This window comes from Anaerostipes caccae L1-92, from assembly GCF_014467075.1.
Lineage (GTDB): Bacteria > Bacillota > Clostridia > Lachnospirales > Lachnospiraceae > Anaerostipes > Anaerostipes caccae.
In genome coordinates this window covers 1,036,525-1,057,845 of the sequence record NZ_AP023027.1, presented here as the reverse complement: position 1 = coordinate 1,057,845, position 21,321 = coordinate 1,036,525, and the positions used below count along the sequence as shown (strand labels likewise).

The following is a 21,321-nucleotide window of genomic DNA, read 5'->3' as shown; positions in this document are numbered from 1 at the left end:
AGATTAAAACAGCAGAATAATTCTCAATAGGACATTTTCCACACGAAGGGTATGAAATGCAGTGTGCCCGTGGGTATGCATAAAAAAGATGGCTCTGATAAATACTAAATACAAAAAAGGACGGAATTAACATGAGAAAATCAAGATGGCACTATGCATGGTTTATATTAGCAGCTGTTATTTTAATCAGGGGCTTTGCAGGCGGCGGCATCAACATGACTTCCGGACTTTTCCTGTCTCCGGTCTCAAAAGAAATCGGCGTGGGAATCGGAAGTCTGTCTATCTATTTGAGCATAACTTCTGTCGTTATGGTCTTATGGCTTCCCACAGCAGGCCGGCTGATCAATAAATATGATATCCGACTCATGGCCCTGGCAGGGGCAGTGCTCCAAACACTCTCTTTTGCCTCTTTTGGTTTTCTGAACAGCGTTTACGGCTGGTATCTTTTAGCCATTCCCCATGCCATGGGCGCCACAATCTTAGTAAATCTTTTAGGTCCAATTCTTATAAACAGATGGTTTGCAAAAAATGCAGGAACTATGCTCGGAATCCAGATGGCATTCGTAGGACTTTTCGGGGCAGTACTGCAGCCGGTCACGTCCGATATCATTACACAGTACGGCTGGAGAACCGGATATTTTTTTATCGGAGGCATCACATTTGCTGTCGTTGTCATCACTTCTCTGGTCCTCCTGAAAAATAAACCTGGAGACAAACACCTTCTTCCGTTAGGTGCTGAATCTGCGTCAGAAGATACTGCTCCCGGCCAAATAAAAAAAGACCAGCTTGAGATATCCGAAGCTGCGGCTCTGCGCTCGGCGTCTTTTTATCTGCTGCTGTTCTTTATGATTGCTATTACCGGGATCGGCGTCTTTACCCAGCATATTCCTACCTATGGTTCCATGCTCGGTTATAGTGTCAGAAAAACCGGGGCAGCGCTTGCCTATGCCTCCATCGGAAGTGCCATCGGCTCCATTGCCATCGGAATGATAAGTGACCGGATCGGCAGTCTGAAAACCTGCTATGGAATGATCGCAGTCGGACTCGCAGCAGAGACTGGATTTTTGTTCAGCCAGCAGAGCTTTGCGGTCTTTGCCGTTTCAACCTTTCTCCACGGTCTGGTGACTTCCGGCATCATGGTCTTGGCTCCAATCCTTACCCTCAAATTTTATGGGCAGACCGATTATGAAAAGATATTTGCCAAAATTTCTATGGGCGCCCCGATTGCCTCCATTGTGCTGGTCCCTGCCTACGGATTTATCTATGATCTTTCCGGCAGCTACCGGACAGTCCTCATAGGAATGATCTGCCTGCTGGTCTTTGCCGCCGTCTGCATAACTGTCGGCTGGAAAAAGCGCTGTACAAATGAGGGGTGTCCTTCCTGGAGAGAGAAGCACTGATATCCCAGTGAAATGGAAACACTGAAGCAGCGGTTCCTTTTTGACACTTACTCTGATATACTTATTTTAAGTGGTATAAAGCCAATGAAAGGAGCCAGTGCTGTGAATTTTATAATTGCTGAACTTTTAGTATTCAGGTGTGGAGTGAAAGATTCTTCTAAAAATCTTCAGACACACATCAATGAAATATAACGGAGAAAATTACATGAATATACGTTTTCTGAGTCAGATTGTACTGCAAGTAACCGGGTTAATTTATGCTACAGTAAAATACAGAAACAAAAATATTGAACACATTGATGATTATGTTTCCGGAATAAAGTATTCCCTGCCCTTTGACGGTGAATGGTACACCGCAAATGGCGGTGTTACCAAAGACACTTCTCATTCATGGGAAATTCTTCCACAGCGGTTCGCCTATGATTTTATTATTGTAGATGATAAAAGTGAAAGCTTCTGCGGAAACAAAAAGGATCTGCACAGTTATTACTGCTACGGAAAAAATATACTTGCTCCTGCGGACGGTATCGTTGTTTCAACAAAAAACAACTTCCCTGACTGCCGCATCATGGACACTGGGCAGACGGATCCGGATACTACTGATATTGGCGGCAACCGGATTATTTTAAAACATTCTCCAAATGAATACAGTGCAATCTGTCATCTTATGCCTGGGAGTATAAAAGTACAGAAAGGACAAACGGTAAAAAGAGGTAATGTTATTGCCAAGTGCGGCAACTCCGGCAATACGACAGAACCTCACGTTCATTTTCAGATACAATCCACTGCTGGTTTCTATTCCTGCCTTGGTCTGCCTCTTCGTTTTTCTCATATTCAGACTAAATTTTATTCGAAATACAGTCTAATGGATACACGGCCTCTGCCTAAAAAAGAGGATCTGAGAGAAGGCTGTATACATAGGGGACTGTTAGTAAAAAATATTTAACGTAAAAAAATTCCTTGAGCGTTTGCTCAAGGAATTTTTATTTTATCTGGTAATTTTATTTATCATTCAGTGCTGCCTGTGCTGCTGCAAGTCTTGCGATCGGCACACGGTATGGGCTGCATGATACATAATTTAATCCAACCCTGTGGCAGAATTCAACGGATGCAGGATCTCCTCCGTGCTCTCCGCAGATACCAAGTTTGATATCCGGACGGGTTGATCTGCCCTTCTCAGCTGCCATAGCGATCAGCTGTCCGACTCCGTCCTGATCCAGTTTCGCAAACGGATCTGACTCGTAGATCTTGTTGTCGTAGTAAGCTTCCAGGAACTTACCTGCGTCATCACGTGAGAATCCGAAAGTCATCTGTGTCAGGTCATTGGTACCGAAGGAGAAGAACTCGGCTTCTTCTGCGATTTCATTTGCCAGAAGAGCTGCACGAGGTATTTCAATCATTGTACCAATGTGGTAATTGATATCTGACTCATAATAAGCTTTTACTTTCTCTGCTGTCTCAACAACAACATTTTTGACAAACTGGAGCTCTTTCTTCTCTCCTACGAGAGGAATCATGATCTCAGGAACAATGTCGAATCCTTTTTCCTGTTTTACTTCGATGGCAGCTTCCATAACCGCTCTTGTCTGCATCTTGGCGATTTCAGGATAGGTGACAGCCAGACGGCATCCGCGGTGTCCCATCATAGGATTAAACTCATGCAAAGATGCACGTGTCATATTGATCTCTTCTACTGTTACATTCATATCTTTTGCCAGTGCTGAAATCTCTTCCAGTGTCGTAGGCAGGAACTCATGCAGAGGCGGATCTAAGAAACGGATAGTAACCGGTTTTCCTTCCATAACCTCGTAGAGTTCTTTGAAGTCTTTCTTCTGATATGGAATCAGCTGGTTCAGAGCGATCTCTCTCGCCTCTTTAGTCCTTGATAAGATCATACGGCGGATCTTCGGAATTCTCTCTGCATCAAAGAACATATGCTCTGTACGGCAAAGTCCGATTCCCTCTGCCCCAAACTTAACTGCGTTCAGTGCATCTGCCGGTGTATCGGCGTTGGTGCGTACCTTTAATGTACGGATCTCATCTGCCCATGTCATAATGCGGTCAAAGTTTCCGCTGATGGTTGCAGGGATCGTGCGGATCTCTCCATAGTAAACTTTACCGGTAGATCCGTCGATGGAAATATAATCTCCCTCACGGACAGTCTTTCCTCCCAGGGTGAACAGTCCTTTTTCTTCGTCTAACTGAATATCACCGCATCCTGCTACGCAGGCTGTACCCATACCGCGGGCAACAACGGCCGCATGGGATGTCATGCCTCCGCGGGCTGTCAGGATACCTTCAGCCGCATGCATACCTTCGATATCTTCCGGTGATGTCTCCAAGCGGACAAGGATAACTTTCTCTCCGGCTTCATGATGAAGTTTTGCAGTCTCGGCAGTAAAGTAAACCTTACCAGTTGCAGCTCCCGGTGATGCCGGAAGTGCTTCCCCGATCGGAACGGCAGCTTTGATTGCTTCCGGATCAAAGCGCGGATGTAATAGCTGATCCAAGGCTTTTGCCTCAATCCTTGAAACGGCTTCCTCTTTTGTGATCATACCTTCATCTACGAGTTCACAGGCAATACGAAGTGCTGCCGGTGCAGTTCTCTTACCGTTTCTGGTCTGTAAGAAATAAAGCTTGCCTTCCTGAATGGTAAACTCCATATCCTGCATATCGCGGTAATGGTCTTCCAGAGTCTTGGCGATCTGCATAAACTGCTCATAGCAGTCCGGAAGGTCTTCTTTCAGTCTGGTGATCGGCTGCGGAGTACGCACACCTGCCACTACGTCCTCTCCCTGTGCATTGATGAGGTACTCTCCATAGATCTGTTTTTCACCGGTGGATGGATTTCTTGTAAATGCTACACCAGTTCCTGATGTATCTCCCATATTTCCGAATACCATGGTCTGCACATTTACTGCAGTACCCCAGTCTCCAGGGATATCGTTCATTCTTCTGTAATAAATAGCACGAGGATTATCCCAGGAACGGAAAACGGCTTTGATCGCTTCCAACAGCTGTTCTTTGGGCTCCTGCGGGAAATCTTCCCCTAACTCACTCTTATAAATCTCTTTGTATCGCACGATGACTTCTTTCAGGTCATCTGCGGTTAAATCTGTATCAAACTTTGCTCCCTTGGCTTCCTTCATCTCGTCAAGGACCGCTTCAAATTTAGCTTTGTCCACTTCTTTTACAACATCTGCGAACATCTGGATAAATCTGCGGTAAGAATCATAAGCAAACCGTGGGTTGCCGGTCTTCTTTGCAAATCCTTCCACAGCTACGTCATTCAGACCTAGGTTCAAAATCGTGTCCATCATACCAGGCATAGATACTCTGGCCCCGGAACGTACAGAAACCAACAGCGGGTCTTCTAAGTCTCCGAACTCCTTCCCCTGAATATTTTCCAATGCTTTCATCGCATCGAAAATCTGTCCCTGTACCTCATCACTGATGTTTTCACCGCAGTCATAGTAATTGGTACATGCTTCTGTCGTCACCGTAAACCCCTGAGGAATCGGAAGACCAAGTCCTGTCATCTCTGCCAGGTTGGCACCTTTGCCGCCCAAGAGGTTTCTCATTTCTGCATTGCCCTCGTTAAATTGATAAACCCATTTTGTTGACATGTCTATACCTCCTAAAATAGTATGTTGTAACAGTGTATGTCGTTGGACTAATTGTACCACAAAACAAATTATTTGTTAATTATTTTTATACGTTTTTAACAATAAATTTTACATTCTATTAAGAAAACTATTTATTTTCTCTAAATCGACATGTTTTTCTCAATTATTTTGTTTTATCTTTCGTGAAATATTAATAAAATGGAAAGCCCTGCAATTCTTCCGGTGTAGCAGTCCCGTTCTGAAGCGCCTGTTGGCGATTAACTTTATAAAACTCTGCCCATGTTGCCTGCCGGTAAGGCACCACATAAAATATATCCAAAACCCCGCAGGTAAGAGTGGAGAGAATAATCCATCCGATAAAAGATAAATCTAAAAAGAAAGCGTTCAGCTTCTGTCCGTCCATCATCTTTCTGCTTATCTCAAAAGCTCTTCTCCTTGAAATCGAAGGATTTTCCGCCAGTATATACGGAATCATTGAATAGGAATAAGACTTTACAAGTCCCGGTATCAGCAGCAGAAGACTCCACAACACTGTAAACAACTTTCTCAGAAACATTGTCAGCACAACATTCAGATAATTCCCGCTCTGAAAAACAGTTCCGACTAATCCAAATCTAGCTTTTCTGTCACTGTTTTCCAGAAAGAAACGGCTGCATCCTACCAGAAGAGGATTGCCCAGAAAGATTTTAAGCAGCGTAAATCCTATAAAAAGAACCATAAGAATTCCAATCGCCGCCGACACGATCATCAAAAATTGAGTGCTCGTGAAGAAATCCATGTTTTCCCCATTCCATCCGGATTCCCTCAGCTCGGTTTTTAAACTATTGTAAGATACATTCCCCCCAATCTGTCCGCTAATGATGCCTGCGATCAGCCCTACTACCACCATAATCCAGTAGTTTCTCCTGATCGATTCTTTTGCCCTCTCTTTTAATTCAGCTCTTGTCCACCACATATTAGTCCTCCTTTTCTTGTCATCTTATGTGAAAGTTACATTAAATAGTATGACATTTTCCACGCGATTTCCGTTCGGCTCTTAGAATGACTCACTCCAATCGTGTAGAAAATGGACATATTATCTCCTGGAGCAGGCTGCTTAGAAATGAAAGTTGCCGCCTGCTATAGTTTTTCTCCATTGTTGGAAGGAGGTCTTTCCAGAGCCGACTGGAAATAATGGAGAAAAACTCATACCCATAGGGCACACCGTATTTCATACCCTTTGGGTGGCGCGCTTTGCGCGATAAGGTATACCCATAGGGCACACCGTATTTCATACCCTTCGGGTGGCGCGCTTTGCGCGATAAGGTATACCCATAGGGCACACCGTATTTCATACCCTTCGGGTGGCGCGCTTTGCGCGATAAGGTATACCCATAGGGCACACCGTATTTCATACCCTTCGGGTGGCGCGCTTTGCGCGATAAGGTATAGAATACAGTATGTCTTGTGTGTATATCTTATCATCTTTACTTCGTCTGTTCCAGAAAAAAAGCAGATGCCGTAATTCTTAACAGCATCTGCTTTTATACTTCTAATTTTCTATATGTTTTTTCAGATCAATTTTATTCCCTATCTTCAGCAGACCGTGATCAATTCCTTTTTCCTGTACTTGCTTTTCCGGTTCTGTATAGCTGATCTCCCAGAAAGGTCCTCCGGCATCTGCGCCTTCTTTTCCCTGGCTTACAACCTTCTTTAACGACCATGTCTCGGCTGTATTGGCACGGCTTCCTACATCGGCAACCTTTACCTTATCTTTTCCGACCATCCTGGTCAATACGATAAAGTGTCCATTTTTTGTAAAGTCTCCGGGTCCTACCAGAGCAACCACCGGATGCCCGTTTTTCAGAGCTTTTTTTATTGCCTCATAATTAGTTCCCAGACCTTTGCAGTCCAGTCCGTATTCTTTTGCCAATCCCGGAATCACCTGATGGACACATCCCTGTCCGTTGATATACCAGCCTTTTTTATAGGCAATTTTGCACATCTTCGGCACACTGACTTTCTTCCCCGTCAGTGAACTGTAACAGACTGCAATGCAGGTCGGCCCGCAGCCTGCAGCCTTGATCGTGCTCTTCCCGATTTTCTTACCGGGATAATCCGCCTGATTATAATAAACTACATTAAGTTCTTTTTTGTCTCCCTCTGCCGCCGGTACATTTGTCACCTGAAATAGCATGCCCAACATAACGCAGCACATCAGTGTACATATGATGCGTTTCAAGTTCAGAATCTTCATTCCCTGTTTCCCTCCGATTCTTTGCGCATTTTTCCCCACAATTCGAAGTATAACAAGGTTTATTCCAAGAAGCAAGTACTATTTTTAATACTTTTGTAATATTTTCGTGAAATTTCTTCGAGATCCGTTGTCTTTTATCGTCAAACAGCTGTCTTTGCAAGACAAACGTCCATATATGAATCAGTCTATTTTCCCGCCCAGGAACCTGGCCCGCTGTACTGCATCCTTTCCATATTTTATTCTGATGGCATCGATGGACTGATCCAGCATCCTGAGTTTTTCTTTTTTCTTATCACTCAGGAAATCCATCTGTGCAAACTCTTCTTTTGTGATATCCGAGGCACGCACACCGATCAGCCGGACAGAAGTCCCCCGGAATTTCTCCCTGTATAGTTCCTTTGCCGCCTGCACGATCTCATTGGTAATATCCGTAGGTGCAAAAAGTTTTTTCTGATGGGAACTTCGGCGAAATTGGCAGTCCTTGATCTCCACCGTGATGCAGGAAGCTTTGACCCGGTCGGCTCTGAGCCTGGAGGCAACGGTCTCTGCCAGGGATAATACAACCGTGTCCGCTTCCTCTAATGAATCAATATCTGACGGCAGTGTTATGCTGTTGCCGTATCCTTTGCTGTCAGCCTGCTGGGCTTCTACCGGTGCCCTGTCAATTCCATTGGCGTATTCATAGATCTGTATGCCGTGTTTGTTCCCTATGTGGGACTTTAATAATTCCGGATTTATATGTGCCAGTTCCCCGATCGTCCGGATACCCAGATTATGAAGTTTCTTTTTTGTGGCAGGACCTACAAAAAGCAGATTTTCTACAGGCAGAGGCCACATCTTATTGGGCACTTCCTCCCGGAACAAGGTATGCACTTTATTTGGTTTTTCAAAGTCAGACGCCATCTTAGCCAGCAGTTTATTCGGCGCCACACCGATATTGACCGTAAAACCTAGCTTTTCATAAATCCGGTCTTTCAGCAGGCAGGCCGCCTCATAAGGACTCTTATACTGTCCAACAGTCTCCGTCATATCCAAAAAAGCCTCATCGATGCTGAACTTCTCAAGAACCGGTGAAAACTTCAGCGCCTCTTTTAAAAAAGCTTTTGAGAACTTGTCATACATCCCGTGACAGGGCGGGCGAATGATAAGATCCGGGCATTTATTCAATGCTTCACGGACAGTCTCCGCCGTGCGTATTCCCTTTTTCTTAGCAGGTATGGACGCCGCCAGCACGATCCCGCGGCGCTTGGACTCATCTCCGCCAATGATGGACGGTACTTCCCTCAGATCCACCTCATCTTTCCGCACGGAAATCCCATAGACTGCTTCCCAGCTCAAATAGGCAGAATTGACATCAATATGAAAGATCACCCTGGAACTCATTATCATCACTCCTTTTTATCGCTGTAAAAAATTATAACACACCCAAACATATGTTTTCAACAAAACAAAGAAAGGCAGCCCGAACATCTCAAAGAGAATTCCGGGCTGCCAGCCGGCTTAAGCTTTACACTGTTACTATTATTTGATTCTCACACGATATTTCTTTGTGATCTTTCCGGACTTCATGATGACATAAACTTTTCCCTTTTTCTTTGCTTTAAACTTTCCTTTCTTTGAAATAGAAGCTCTCTTGTTGGAAACAGACCATTTCACAGATTTTCCGGTGCCGTATGCTTTTGCTTTAAAAGTTACTTTACGTCCCTTTTTCACAGTTTTATATGCCCTTGTCACTTTAATGTAAGCCTTGACAGTTACTTTTGTCTTCAGGGTATAAGTTTTTCCGTTCTGAACGACTGCAGCTGTGATATAGGCTGTGCCCGCTTTCTTTCCGGTGACTTTTCCGGAGGAGCTGACAGATGCCACGGATTTATTGGAAGTTTTATAAGAAACTTTTGCTCCCTTATATCTGTTGTTAATGTTAATCCGACAGCTTTTTCCGGCATAAATCGTTTTCTTTGATGATACAGAAGGCTTTTTCACGACAGTCACGGTTGTCTTTAATTGATAAGTCCTCTGATTTTGTGTCACAGTTGTTGTGATCACTGCCGTGCCCGCCTTTTTGGCGGTTATATAGCCGTAAGTGCTGACCGATGCCACGGAAGGATTGCTGCTCTTGTAAGAAACCGAAGCATTTGCCGCCTTATTATGAATCGTAATACGGAATCCCTGCTTTTCTTCCAGAACTTTCTTTCCGTCCGCAGACGGCGCGGCAGGTTCCCGGACCTGCAGTTCTTTTTTAAGCTCTGTATCATTTGCTTTGTAGGTAATTGTATAGGCGTTGTCTGTGACTGTAAATTTACGGTTGTTTAGAGCGACCGTGTTTCCTTTGGAATCCCTGACTTCCTCCGTCACTTTAACTGAAGAATCACCTGTTGCGGCAATCTGTGCAGATGCCGCAGGAACGGTATAAGAGTTTCCCCTGGTCGCCGTAAAGGACGCATTTCCGGCAAAGGAAATGTTTGTTTTTGCTTCTTTCCAGTAAAGTTTCGTAATTTCACCAATGGACAATGCCCTGCTGTAAATCCTTGCAGAGGCAATCTCTCCCCTAACCGCATTCTGGATTTCTCCGTTTTTATTTGTATCTGCCCCGACGAAAAAGTATTTGGCGCCATCCGCCGGAATCACCCACTGGTCAGAGGCAGAAACCGTATCTTTCAATTTTCCGTTTACATACAGCTTTATGACAGAGCCGTCATAGACTGCCGCCGCATGAACCCACTTGGAAGTGTCAATCTGCGCTGTTGGTTTTTTATAACTGCTGCCGTGTCTGGACCAGAATTCCAGTGTCTTTCCGTCTGAATTCAACTCAAAACCCGCTCCCGCGCTCTCCTGGTCAGAAAATGGATTCCCCTTGCTGTCCAGTTTCATCATACACTCCATTGTGTAACCTTTCTGCATTTTCGTATATTCCTCTGTTTTGAAAGAATAGGCAAATGCAGAACTGCCGTCAAACTTTGCGGCCTTCCTTTCAAGAACCGAATTTTTTGCAATGACCGGATTCCCTTTTTTGATCGCTTCATGAGCGGCATCTGACTTGTCATCCGCTGTGCCGGTTATGAAATCCACATCCAGCAGATCGGCTTTGGGAGCTTCTTTTTTTAACTCTTCCTCTGTCAGCAGAGGTGCTGTTTTAATGTCAGCCGCAAGTTTCTGTGTACTTTCTTTTTGAAACGGATTTATCGCTGTAACTTCGATCCGGTATTCGGTATCATCGGCCAGTCCGGTGACTGTTTTGGTGAGTTCTTTCTGCATCGGCGGCATATAATAGTCAGAGAAAGTCAGCTTATCCACATCTGCTTTACCTGTGTTTTTGTTGACTGCTTTGATCCTGTAAGAATGCACCCAGCCGTCATCATTCTTATCTTCATTTTGTCCCTGGGTAAAAGTGAGATCTGCAGAAGCTTCTTTTACATTTGAAGCCGTGACTTCGGCTCCCTCTGGGAAAGTCGGAACAGCGCTCTCTGCGGTCCTTTTCTCTGTGGTGTAAGGAAATGACTTTTGCCTGACCAGTTCAGGTATATCCAGGGTCCATGATTTCCCTATATAATTTCCTTCGGTCAGATCCATTCTGCGGATCGTCACCTGATTTTCGCCGTCAACTTCCACCATCAGCGCCTGGGATGCGTTTTCACTGTCAGCCGGTCTGGTCCCTTCCATCTTTCCGGACTCATTTTCAAAATAGGCCCCAATCGTCCCGTCCTGGATCGCTGTAAACCCAAGATCCTGATTAATCGAACGTGGATCATTCAGTGTGGCATGGGAATGTCCCGAAAAATCGATGACCTGGGGATATTGTTTTAACAGTTCCTGAATATCTCCGAAGTTTCCATACCATTCATTAGTCACATAGGCCGTATCCTTAAACCCATGGTGCTGAGCCAAAAAGATAGGTTTCTCAGGATCTTCCGCTGCCGCCTCCTCAAGCTGCTGCTTCAGCCATTCATAATTGTCTGTATAATCTCCCCCATAATTCTTAGCACTCATTGTAATGATATGGTAACCGTCACCGACTGTGATATTGTTATTCGTATCCTGCCGGTTCACACCCTGCTTCAGTTTGGACATTGCCGCCTTATAGCGGTCTACAGCTCCGGATGCGGTGTTGAATTCGTGGTTCCCCATCATCATTCCTAGCTTCGTGTGATCTTTCAGTTTATTGTTGAGAATATCGATGAGTTTCGTATATTCCCCCTCAGCCCCATTATTCGTTATATCTCCCACAAAAATGGCCGCATCCAGCTGGCTGTCCGTCTGATAAAATGCATCAAAAGCATTTCTTAATTTTTCCGATGCATCCTCATTTCTTCCGATGTGCAGGTCACTCCCTACTGCAAACCGGACTTTTACATTGTCTCTGGAAAGCTCCTGCCATTCTGTCTGCTGGGGTGCTGTCCATGACGCGGCTTTTACAGGAGCCAAAGTTCCTGCCGACAAAAGCACTGCTGACATGGCACAAGCCGCTGCCCGTTTTATTTTTCTTAACATGTTTCCATCTCCTTTTTCTCTCCAGTTTTCTGTAAAGCACTCAAAAGCCTCTTTCATTGTAGAAGGTTTTTAAGACTCCATCAGCCGGCAAAGAGTTAAACTTCCTTAAAAGATTTGGAAAAAATACACGTTGAATGTAAAAAAAGATCTTTTGCGTTTAACAAAAGATCTTTCGGTTTTCCACAATTATAAATGTTTTTCAATCCAAAACAGCGTATCGTCGATGACTTCTTCTTTCTCCACTTCATTATAAATTTCATGAAAAAGTTTCGCATAAATCTTAAGCGTCTTATCCTCAGAGGAAATATCCCCAAACAGTTCCCTGGAATCCTTTTCACTGACCAGCCCGTCGTTGGCCCCGTGAAGGATCAGTACAGGATCGGTGAACTTTCCGCTGTTCTCTTTCAGCCATTCCACTCCTTCATAAATGCTGTTTAAAAGCGCCGCAGAAATTTCCTTCTCCACCAGAGGATCGTTGTTGTATGCCTCCACGACTTCCGGATCGCTGCACACCCCGTCACCCAGTGCATTGGGTACATAAGTGTCTCCCGGCACGGAAAGCGGAAGTTCTCCCGCACATTTGGTATTGTATCTGGTCAGTGCGCCGGAAAGGATGATCCCGTCTGCCTTTCCCGGATATCTAGCCCCGAAACAGGAAACCGCATAGCCGCCCATGCTGTGCCCTATGATGAACAGAGGAAGCCCTTCGTTGTGGCTTTTTACACGCTCCGCCACTTCATTGACATCATCGCTGATCGTCTCAAAACGGTCATAGTAGACTCTTTTTCCTTCTGATTTTCCATGTCCCCTGTGATCAAACCGGTAGACCATCAGATTGCGCTCACAGAGCCGTTCCGTCAGATACTCATACCTTCCTAAATGCTCGCAGAGACCGTGAACAATGATCACTGCGGCCTTCGGCGGTGCTGTCACATCCTGAACCATATAAAGACCTGTCCCGTCAGATGTGTGAAATGTAAATTCCTTTCTCATGGCATACCTCCCATCGTGGCTGGTTTCCTTGTTTGTATTTATTTTAATACAATTTCATGCCATTGGAAAGGATATTCTTTCCTGTCAGCCCAACAGAAGACTGCCTGTCTGAAATATAATGACTGTCACGGCCCATGCAAACACCATCTGAAAAGCGACCAGCCCCAGCGTCCACCGGGTGGACCCTGTCTCTTTTCTTATAGTCATGACGGTTGCAAGACAAGGTGTATACAGAAGGCAGAACACCAGCAGGCAGTAAGCATTCAGCGAAGTGAAGCCCATTCCGGACAGCATGTGCACAATATTTGCGTCCGAAGACGATGATACCTGAAACAGGACCATAAAGCTTGATGCCACCACTTCCTTGGCCGCCAGCCCTGAAATCAGCATGACTACGATCTGCCAGAGTCCAAGACCTGCCGGGGCCAGCAGAGGCACTAAAAATTTTCCAAAAGAAGCCCCAAAACTCTGACTCATGTCGCTGACCAGCCCTGTATGATTCAGATTGAGCAGCACCCACATGACGATGGATGCGGCACAGATCGTCGTTCCCGCCTTTGAGAGGAAATCTTTCAGCTTGCTCCACACATAGATAGCAATCGTCCGCTTATTTGGCGTCTTATATTCCGGCAGTTCGATCAGAAGCGGCTGTTTTACACTTCCTTTGAGCATCTTACTGTGGACAAACGCCACAAAAATCCCCAGAACCAGCCCCAGGATATACATGGAATAAGCCACTAACATGGCGGCTTTTCCAAAAAACAGCTGGGAAAACACGAGGTAAATAGGAAGCTTTGCACTGCATGACATAAACGGGATCAGCATGATCGTCCTCTCCCGGTCCCTTTCATCTTCCAGAGCCCTTGATGCCATGACTGCCGGCACGCTGCATCCGAATCCCAGAAGCATCGGAATAAATGCCCTTCCGGAGAGGCCCAGTTTGTCCATAACGCTGTCCATGACAAATGCGACTCTGGACATATATCCGCTGTCCTCCAGAAGTCCCAGACTCAAAAACAGAATAAAGATATTCGGTACAAAAGAAAGTACGCCTCCCACTCCGGCAAATACTCCGTCCTTCATGAGGGAGATCACCCACGCTCCCGCTCCCAGACTTTCAAGTCCGCCTATTATGTACCCGCTGACATAGTCGATCATCATCTCGACATATCCTTTTAAGAAATCTCCGACCGTAAATGTCAGGAAAAATACCACGGCCATAATGCCAAGAAAGATAGGAATTCCCAGGACCGGATGCGTCAGGACATTGTCGATCTTATCGGTAAATACTTCCTTCTTTTCTTTGTTAACCAAAACTTCAGCCATAACCCGCTCAATAAAGTGATATTTTTCATTGATAATATCATTCTCATAGGACCTGTCCACAATCCCTTCCACAAGAGTTCCGTACTTTTGTGTGACTTCCTCGTCCTGTTCGAGAAGTTTTATTGCATACCACCGGCTGTTCTGCATATCCGGATATTTTTCCTTCAGCCGCAGTCTGATCTTTGTAATCTTTTCCTCGATCCTGTCAGGATAGTCAAAGACCTGGCGGTCATTGCCCTCTACCTTGTGATGGGCTACCGCATGCATGAGCACTTCCAGACCGGTCTTTTTCCGGGCGGAAACCGGCACCACCGGAATCCCCAGCACCTCAGGAAGACGGTGGAGGTCCAGCTCCATTCCCCGCTCCTTGACAATATCCATCATATTTAAAGCCAGAATCACAGGCTTTCCAAGCTCGATCAGGCATAAAGTCAAATAAAGATTGCGTTCCAGCGCAGATGCATCTGCCACATCAACGATGACATCCACATCATCCTGAAGTATATATTCCCTGGACAGCTTTTCTTCCATTGTATAGGACGTCAGGCTGTAGATACCGGGAAGGTCCACCAGCCTGTACATGTGATTGTGGTATTTTAAAGCCCCTTCTTTCTTTTCCACCGTGACACCAGGCCAGTTTGCCACTTTAAGCTTGGCCCCGGTATAGGCGTTAAATAACGTAGTCTTTCCGCAGTTCGGATTTCCCACGAATCCGACCTGCAATTCCTCTGCACTCATGATAAATCCCTCTTTCCTGCACGGTCCCTGACCTTGATCCCCATAACAATCTCTCTTCCGAGAGCAAATCGGGTCCCTCTGATCTTAATGATCACAGCCCCGTTGCGCTTCTTCCGCATCACGTTAATTTTAGAACCTTCCGTCATGCCGAGAGATTCCAGACGGCGTTTCGTTGCAAGTTCCAGCTGGATTTCTTCCACCAGATACTGATTACCTGGATTTGTCTCTGTTAATCTCATCTTTCGCTCCATTTTGATAATTGTTCTCAACAAAATAGTACGTCATATAAAGCTCTGTGTCAAGCTTCTTCTTTCTTTTCCATTCTCATCTCAAAAAATGTTGCGGCCAGCATAATAAGGACCGTCCCAAGGATCATCAGCGTCGAGAGCGCATTGACGTCCGGCGACACTCCCTTTCTCACCATTCCGAGGATCTTGATCGGAAGTGTCATGCTGTCCGGCCCGGTTGTGAAAAAGCTGACCACCACGTCATCCAGCGACATCGTGAGCGCCAGCATGGCTCCGGATAAAACCCCCGGCAGGATCATCGGCAGCGTTACCCTGCGAAAGATTCTCCAGTCATTTGCCCCCAGGTCTCTTGCCGCCTCCTCCACGGAAGGATCAAAGCCCGCAAGCCTCGACCGCACTGTGATAACTACAAAGGGCATGGAAAACGTCACATGAGAAATAATCAGGGTAGCCATACTCATCTGTATTTTCACCAATGTAAAAAATGCCAGCACAGCAATTCCGAGCACGATCTCCGGAATCACGATGGGAATATACAGCAGATTGCTGACAGTCTCCCTTCCTCTGAATTTAAAACGATACATACCTACGGCACACAGTGTCCCAAGAATCACGGAAAGCAGGGTGCTGACAGCCGCTACGATCAGCGTGTTGAAAAATGACTGCATCAGCTGGACATTTTCAAACATCCTTCCATACCACTCGAATGTAAAACCCTGAAAGGTCACATTCAGCTGAGATGTATTAAAGGAAAATACAACGACCACAGCGATCGGCAAATATAAAAACAGATAGAAAAGACATGCATAGCACAGTGCCAAAGGGCGGAATCCAATCTTTTTCTTTTTCATTGCTCATTCCTCCTATACCATATCTTCTATGCTTCCGACCCGTGTATACAGCTTCATAATAACGATGGTAACTGCGATGAGCGCGATCGCAAGCGCCGCTCCGAGAGGCCAGTTTCTCGCAGTCAGAAATTGGTTCTTGATCACATTTCCAATGTTCATCGTGGTGGCTCCTCCCATCATATCTGTGATAAAGAAGTATCCCAGAGACGGAATAAAGGTCTGAACCGATGCCGCGAAAATCCCCGGCATCGTGAGGGGAAGTATGACTTTTCGGAACACATGTACCTTGGATGCTCCCAGATCGCTGGCCGCCTCCAAAAGGGAATGATCAAGCTTTTCAATGGAAGAATACAGCGGCAGCACTGTAAACGGGATCAGCGCATACACCATACCCAGCAGGACTGCCCCGTCTGTATAGAGCATCTGAAGCGGCTGTTTTATGATCCCCAGCTGCATCAGGAGTGTATTTAATATTCCCTGCTCCCGGAGGATACTGTTCCATCCGTAAGTTCGGATCAGAGAATTGATCCAGAAAGGCAGCATGATCAGCAGGACACAAAACGGTTTCCATTTTTTCTTTGTATTTGAAATGATATAGGCAAAAGGATAGCCAAACAGCAGGCAGAGCCCGGTAGTCTTCAATGACAGCCACAGTGAGTCTAACAGGATCTTCATATACTTCGACTGGAACATAGTCTTATAGGCTGTCAGATCAAAGGTCTGAATCACACCCCCGTAAAGCCCCTTTTTCATGAAGCTGATGCCCACGATATACAAAAGCGGCAGCACCAAAAATAAAATAAGCCAGATAATAGCCGGCGATACGGTTGCCAGAAACGGTATCTTATTGCTCTTCTTTTTCATTTTCATTTCCGGCCCCCTCTATAATCTCATAGACCCGGTCTTCCCGTGTGTGCATAACCACAGCTTTTTTGGGAAGCCAGTAAAGATATACGTTGGTACCCACCGGGATTACTTCGTCTTCCGGAGGATTTGTCATCTTGACCAGCTGACTGCTGGGTAGTTCTATGATGGTCTTTATAGTGGAACCAACAAAAATATGTTCCATCACAGTCCCTCTCAGGGTAAATCCATCCCTGGGTTCCATGGACGCTTTCATATTCTCCGGCCGTACACATACATAGACCATCTCATCGTATTCAAAATCCGGAGCGTCAAGTTCCACTTTCCCGGACTCCATCACGAGAGAAATCCTGTTTCCCTTCTTCTCCTCAATGTAAGCTTCAAAAATATTGGACTCCCCGATAAAATCAGCTACAAATTTTGTCTTAGGGTGATTGTAGATCTCGACCGGAGTCCCCAGCTGTTCGATCCTTCCCTCATTCATAACTGCAATCCGGTCGCTCATAGTCAGTGCTTCTTCCTGGTCGTGTGTCACGTAAATGAATGTGATCTTCAGCTTTTTCTGCAGTTCTTTCAGTTCAAACTGCATCTGCTTTCTCAATTTTAAATCCAGAGCTCCCAGCGGCTCATCCAGAAGAAGCACCTTTGGCCGGTTCACCAGCGCTCTGGCGATGGCAACTCTCTGTTTCTGTCCGCCGGACATCTGAGACGGCATCCTCTTTTCCATCCCCTGAAGCTGAACCAATTCAATCATCTCATCCACCCGTTTTTTGATTTCCGCTTTCGGCACCTTTTTTTCCACAAGGCCAAAAGCCACATTGTCAAAAACGTTCATGTGAGGAAACAGCGCATAGCTCTGAAACACCGTGTTCACATCCCGGTGATTCGGCGCTTTGCCGGCCACGTCTTTATCTTCCAGAAAAATTTGTCCGCCGTCCGTATCTTCAAAACCTCCGATCATCCGAAGCGTCGTCGTTTTTCCGCAGCCTGACGGACCGAGGAGGGTCAAAAATTCACCCTGTGCCACATCCAGATTCAGATGATCAATGACAGATTTTCCTCCGTAGTTTTTTTCTATGTCTCTTAAGCGTACGATGATATTTTTCAACGAAGTTTCCACCACCCTTCTATAAAGTTTCAGCGCCCCGTTCTCCGGTGCGGATGCGCATCACATCGTCCACCGGGGATATAAAGACCCTTCCGTCTCCCACCTGTCCGGTGGCCAGTTCCTCATGGATCGCTCCCAGCAGATCCTCCACGTCTTCTTCCCACACGACAACCATCACGACAACCTTCGGCAGCAGATTGATCTCAAAATTCATCTCCTCAAATTCAGGGATAAAGCCTTCCTGATATCCGCATCCCATTGCCGTGAATACGGTCATGCCCGAATAGTCTTTCTTTTCCAGTATCTCTTTTAACTTTTCTAATTTCTCCGGACGGATGATAATATCCAGACGTTTCATCGCTTTCATACTCATTCCTCCCATTTATTTACTCTGTTTTTAATTTCGTATACAGATCGTCATAGATGCTCGCCGCATCCTTTACATCATCAATATATTCTGCCCTTTTTAACTCTTTCCGATCGACATTTGCACCGGGATTTTTCAGATAATGGTCATCCAGCAGCTTCTTTGTACCGTTATTGATGCATACGCCATAGTACTCATCCAGAACTTTTTTATAGTTTTCAGGCCGTAAAACATAATCGATGAACAGCCTTGCCTCTTTAGCATGCTTTGCCCCCTTGATGATTACAAAATTGTCCAGACATTTCTGGGCAGGCTCTTTTGTATAGATCACGTCCAGGTCTTTATTCTCTTCAATAGCCATAGCCGCATCCATACTGTACATGAGACCGACTGCCACGTCATTGGAGATCATTACGCTTTTCGGTGCATCAGCATCATAGACCTTCACATTTTTCGCCAGCTTCTTAAGCCACGGCAGTGTGCTCATAATCTCATCTTCCTTTGTGGTACTGGAGCTGTATCCTTTAACTTTCAGCGCCATAGCGGCAATTTCCCTTATATCATCTACAAGCACAATATTATTCTTTAGTTTCGGGTTGGTCAGATCATTAAAACTTTTGATATCCACACCCAGCTCTTTTAACTTCTTTTTGTTTCCACACAGCACTGTAAATGAAGTCATATATGGAATCGTGTATTCATTGTTCTTATCAAATGGCTGGTTCAGCGTGCTTTTGTCCAGATACTTCACATTTTTCACCTGATCCATTTGGATCGGCTCGATCAGGTCCTGTTCTTTCATGGCATCGATCACATAATTGCTGGCGATGGTCATGTCATACTGTCCGGTCCCTCCGGCCGTCAGCTTGGCAAGCATCTCTTCGTTGGACGTAAATGTGGATTCCACAACTTTGATGCCATATTCCTTCTCAAATCCATCCATCACACTCTGCGGGATATATTCTGTCCAATTATACAGGTACAATTTCTTTGCATATCCGTCTTTTGTTTTTTCTTCTTCCTTCCCGCCGCATCCGGCCAGCAAAGATACGGTAAGTGCCATCAGAAGCAGCAGGACTGTTACTTTTGTTTTTCTCATATCACTTCTCCTTTATAATCTTCCATATTTAAAATGCCGTCAGCTTACACTGACGACATTCATTCTTTCTATCCTATTATCTACCATCTTTTTTCATTTGTCTATTATTTTTTAATATAAAATCCGTTTGTTTTTCTCGTAGTCGTATTTCCTGATTTGTCGGTAAACTTCACATAAACGCGGACCCATTTCTTTTTTTTCTTATACGTCACACTGTTTCCTGTTTTCCATTTATACTTTGTATTTTTCTTGCCCTTGGGGACGATCTTATACTGGACTTTGGACTTCCCGCTTGTCCCGTAAGAGGCAGAAAATGTCAGTTTAATAGACTTCTTATACTTCTTGTTATAGCGGTTTTTCGCAGATGTCTTATAAGTCTTGATGCCTGACTTGCTGCCTTTGATCTTTGCACTGGAAGGTGCAGAAGTATCGACCGTAAATCCCGGAAGCTTGATGACGGTGGAGCCGAGCCATGTATTGTATTTTACATAAATTCTTCCCACCGATCCGTTCTTTACTGCCACAGAACTTCCGCTGCGGTAAGGAACTGTCCGGTTGTCCACGCCTTTTTTGACAAACTTATACTGGACGCTCTTTACTTTCGTAAACGGCTGAGGCGTCCCTGAAAATTTAACCGTCACATTTTTCTTTTCGTAAAGCTTATAGCTGTTGGCCGCACTGTAAGTCGTCGGCACCAGTTTGTTCTTTCCGTTGCTGGATACGCTGACGCTTTTCATCGTCGGTGATGCTTTCTTTGCCGGGTTATAATCGCCTGCGTAACTCGGTGCACTGTTTCCTTTTTCTGTCTTAACAGACAGGTTTGTTCCGTCAGAGGACACAATAATCGTACCGCGGTTGCTGGTCAGGTAGACATCGCTTTTCTCCAGATCTCTCAGGGTCTTTGCTTTCGGTGATTTATTTTTATTATCATAGCCATTGCTTACCACAGAAATCGGTGCATTCACCTTGTCAAACAAATACTTATGGTCTGATGTCCAGTCTCCTACTTTGTTGCTTTCCACTACATCCTGCATTCCGTGATGGGGCACTTTCAGTACTTGTGCCGACAAATCATATCCTTTTGAAACAATCTGCTGTATTGTCTCCTTCTGTGCATCACCCGTCATTAAGAACGAATTTTTCCCATACTCAACTTTACAGACAATCGAATACTTATTTTCCTGCCGAATATTCAGATCAACTTTTCTTCCGTATGTAAAATCCATATTGAGCGGACCGTAGAATGTAATCTTTGCATTTCCCAATCTAATAGAATCTCCTGCTGCCGGCACTTCATATACGGTCTCTCCTGTATCTGTTCTTACATTAATCGCAGCCTTCACCGCTTCATAAACTTCACTGCTGAATTCCGTGTCTTCAATGTCATCCGGATCCTGATTCCCACTGGATGAGTAGCTTAAATCAAAGTTATTTCCGTATATTTTATCAATCTTGATATTTTCATCTTCTAAAATATTAATCATGCCTGCGATATGATCTCTGTGCGGGTGCGTCAGCAGTACAAATTCTAGCTTTGTCACTTTATGATCCGTCAGGTATTTATGCACCCGCTCACTGGTGTCCACTTTACTCCCGTTTGTTCTCGTATAATAATCTGGTCCTGCATCAATCAACGCATACCTTGCACTGTCTCCATCTCCATATTGAAGCAGTGCCGCATCCCCTGCACCCACATCTATAAAATGGATCTGAAATTTTTCTGCCGCCCGGACCTGCTTTTTCTGCAGTCCTCCCGCTGACAATACAGCCGAGATAACAAACACTGCTGTCAGCAAGTAACTGATACATTTTTTCATGCCCGCTTTCATAATAAACCTCTTTTCTTATTGTCTTCTCTGGTAAACTCTTCCAGAACCTTGAAGCATATCTTGTAAGTAATTTACTCTATTTCGGTTTTAATATAACACATTTTTAATATATATTCAATATATTGTCACAATTTTGTAACAAATAAAT

General features: G+C 45.0%; 16 protein-coding genes. 2 read left to right on the top strand and 14 right to left on the bottom strand.

Translation table 11 applies throughout. The annotated features are described in order from the left end of the window. The first annotated feature begins 131 nt into the window (after positions 1–131). Positions 132–1,400 (top strand): MFS transporter, encoded by a 1,269-nt coding sequence (locus ANCC_RS05210; RefSeq protein ID WP_006566049.1) that lies wholly within the window; start codon positions 132–134, stop codon positions 1,398–1,400. 205 nt (positions 1,401–1,605) lie between these two features. Continuing rightward, positions 1,606–2,346 carry a M23 family metallopeptidase gene (locus tag ANCC_RS05205; RefSeq protein WP_050754275.1) on the top strand — a complete coding sequence of 247 codons (741 nt, stop codon included), beginning with the start codon at positions 1,606–1,608 and terminating at the stop codon, positions 2,344–2,346. Between the two features lie 55 nt (positions 2,347–2,401). On the opposite strand, the gene ppdK is transcribed toward ANCC_RS05205, so the two are convergent. The 14 genes from ppdK to ANCC_RS05135 all read right to left on the bottom strand — a co-directional run bounded on the left by ppdK (position 2,402) and on the right by ANCC_RS05135 (position 21,173). Further along, positions 2,402–5,026, bottom strand: a complete 2,625-nt coding sequence (gene ppdK / locus ANCC_RS05200; RefSeq protein WP_006566052.1) for a pyruvate, phosphate dikinase — start codon at positions 5,024–5,026, stop codon at positions 2,402–2,404. 190 nt (positions 5,027–5,216) lie between these two features. Next, positions 5,217–5,981 carry a DUF975 family protein gene (locus ANCC_RS05195; protein ID WP_006566053.1) on the bottom strand — a complete coding sequence of 255 codons (765 nt, stop codon included), beginning with the start codon at positions 5,979–5,981 and terminating at the stop codon, positions 5,217–5,219. Between the two features lie 576 nt (positions 5,982–6,557). Further along, positions 6,558–7,262, bottom strand: coding sequence for a C39 family peptidase (locus tag ANCC_RS05190; protein WP_022260737.1), 705 nt, complete (start codon positions 7,260–7,262; stop codon positions 6,558–6,560). 180 nt (positions 7,263–7,442) lie between these two features. After that, the gene (locus ANCC_RS05185; RefSeq protein ID WP_156340671.1) at positions 7,443–8,645 is read right to left on the bottom strand and encodes a DNA polymerase Y family protein; all 1,203 of its coding nucleotides are present in this window, start codon (positions 8,643–8,645) and stop codon (positions 7,443–7,445) included. A 138-nt stretch (positions 8,646–8,783) separates the two neighbouring features. After that, complete coding sequence (locus tag ANCC_RS05180; protein WP_182483057.1) at positions 8,784–11,750, bottom strand: LamG-like jellyroll fold domain-containing protein; 2,967 nt, start codon at positions 11,748–11,750, stop codon at positions 8,784–8,786. 186 nt (positions 11,751–11,936) lie between these two features. Continuing rightward, complete coding sequence (locus tag ANCC_RS05175) at positions 11,937–12,743, bottom strand: alpha/beta hydrolase (RefSeq protein ID WP_006566058.1); 807 nt, start codon at positions 12,741–12,743, stop codon at positions 11,937–11,939. 84 nt (positions 12,744–12,827) lie between these two features. Next, a complete protein-coding gene (gene feoB / locus ANCC_RS05170) occupies positions 12,828–14,807 on the bottom strand; it encodes a ferrous iron transport protein B (RefSeq protein WP_006566059.1) in 1,980 nt (659 codons plus the stop codon). Further along, positions 14,804–15,046, bottom strand: a complete 243-nt coding sequence (locus ANCC_RS05165) for a FeoA family protein (protein WP_009288955.1) — start codon at positions 15,044–15,046, stop codon at positions 14,804–14,806. Before ANCC_RS05165 ends, feoB begins: the two co-directional genes overlap by 4 nt. A gap of 59 nt (positions 15,047–15,105) precedes the next feature. Continuing rightward, positions 15,106–15,906: an ABC transporter permease gene (locus tag ANCC_RS05160; RefSeq protein ID WP_006566061.1), complete on the bottom strand. Its 801-nt coding sequence runs from the start codon at positions 15,904–15,906 to the stop codon at positions 15,106–15,108. A gap of 12 nt (positions 15,907–15,918) precedes the next feature. Next, positions 15,919–16,776, bottom strand: coding sequence for an ABC transporter permease (locus ANCC_RS05155; RefSeq protein ID WP_006566062.1), 858 nt, complete (start codon positions 16,774–16,776; stop codon positions 15,919–15,921). Then, entirely contained in the window at positions 16,751–17,878 is a 1,128-nt protein-coding gene (locus ANCC_RS05150; protein WP_039946291.1) for an ABC transporter ATP-binding protein, read from the bottom strand. The genes ANCC_RS05155 and ANCC_RS05150 overlap by 26 nt, the downstream gene beginning before the upstream one ends. Before the next feature lie 19 nt (positions 17,879–17,897). Beyond that, positions 17,898–18,245: a P-II family nitrogen regulator gene (locus ANCC_RS05145; protein ID WP_009288959.1), complete on the bottom strand. Its 348-nt coding sequence runs from the start codon at positions 18,243–18,245 to the stop codon at positions 17,898–17,900. Positions 18,246–18,264: 19 nt separating this feature from the next. Next, on the bottom strand, positions 18,265–19,344 hold the full coding sequence (locus ANCC_RS05140; RefSeq protein ID WP_006566065.1) for a polyamine ABC transporter substrate-binding protein: 1,080 nt from the start codon (positions 19,342–19,344) through the stop codon (positions 18,265–18,267). Positions 19,345–19,448: 104 nt separating this feature from the next. Then, positions 19,449–21,173 (bottom strand): ComEC/Rec2 family competence protein, encoded by a 1,725-nt coding sequence (locus ANCC_RS05135; RefSeq protein ID WP_006566066.1) that lies wholly within the window; start codon positions 21,171–21,173, stop codon positions 19,449–19,451. Positions 21,174–21,321 lie beyond the last annotated feature (148 nt).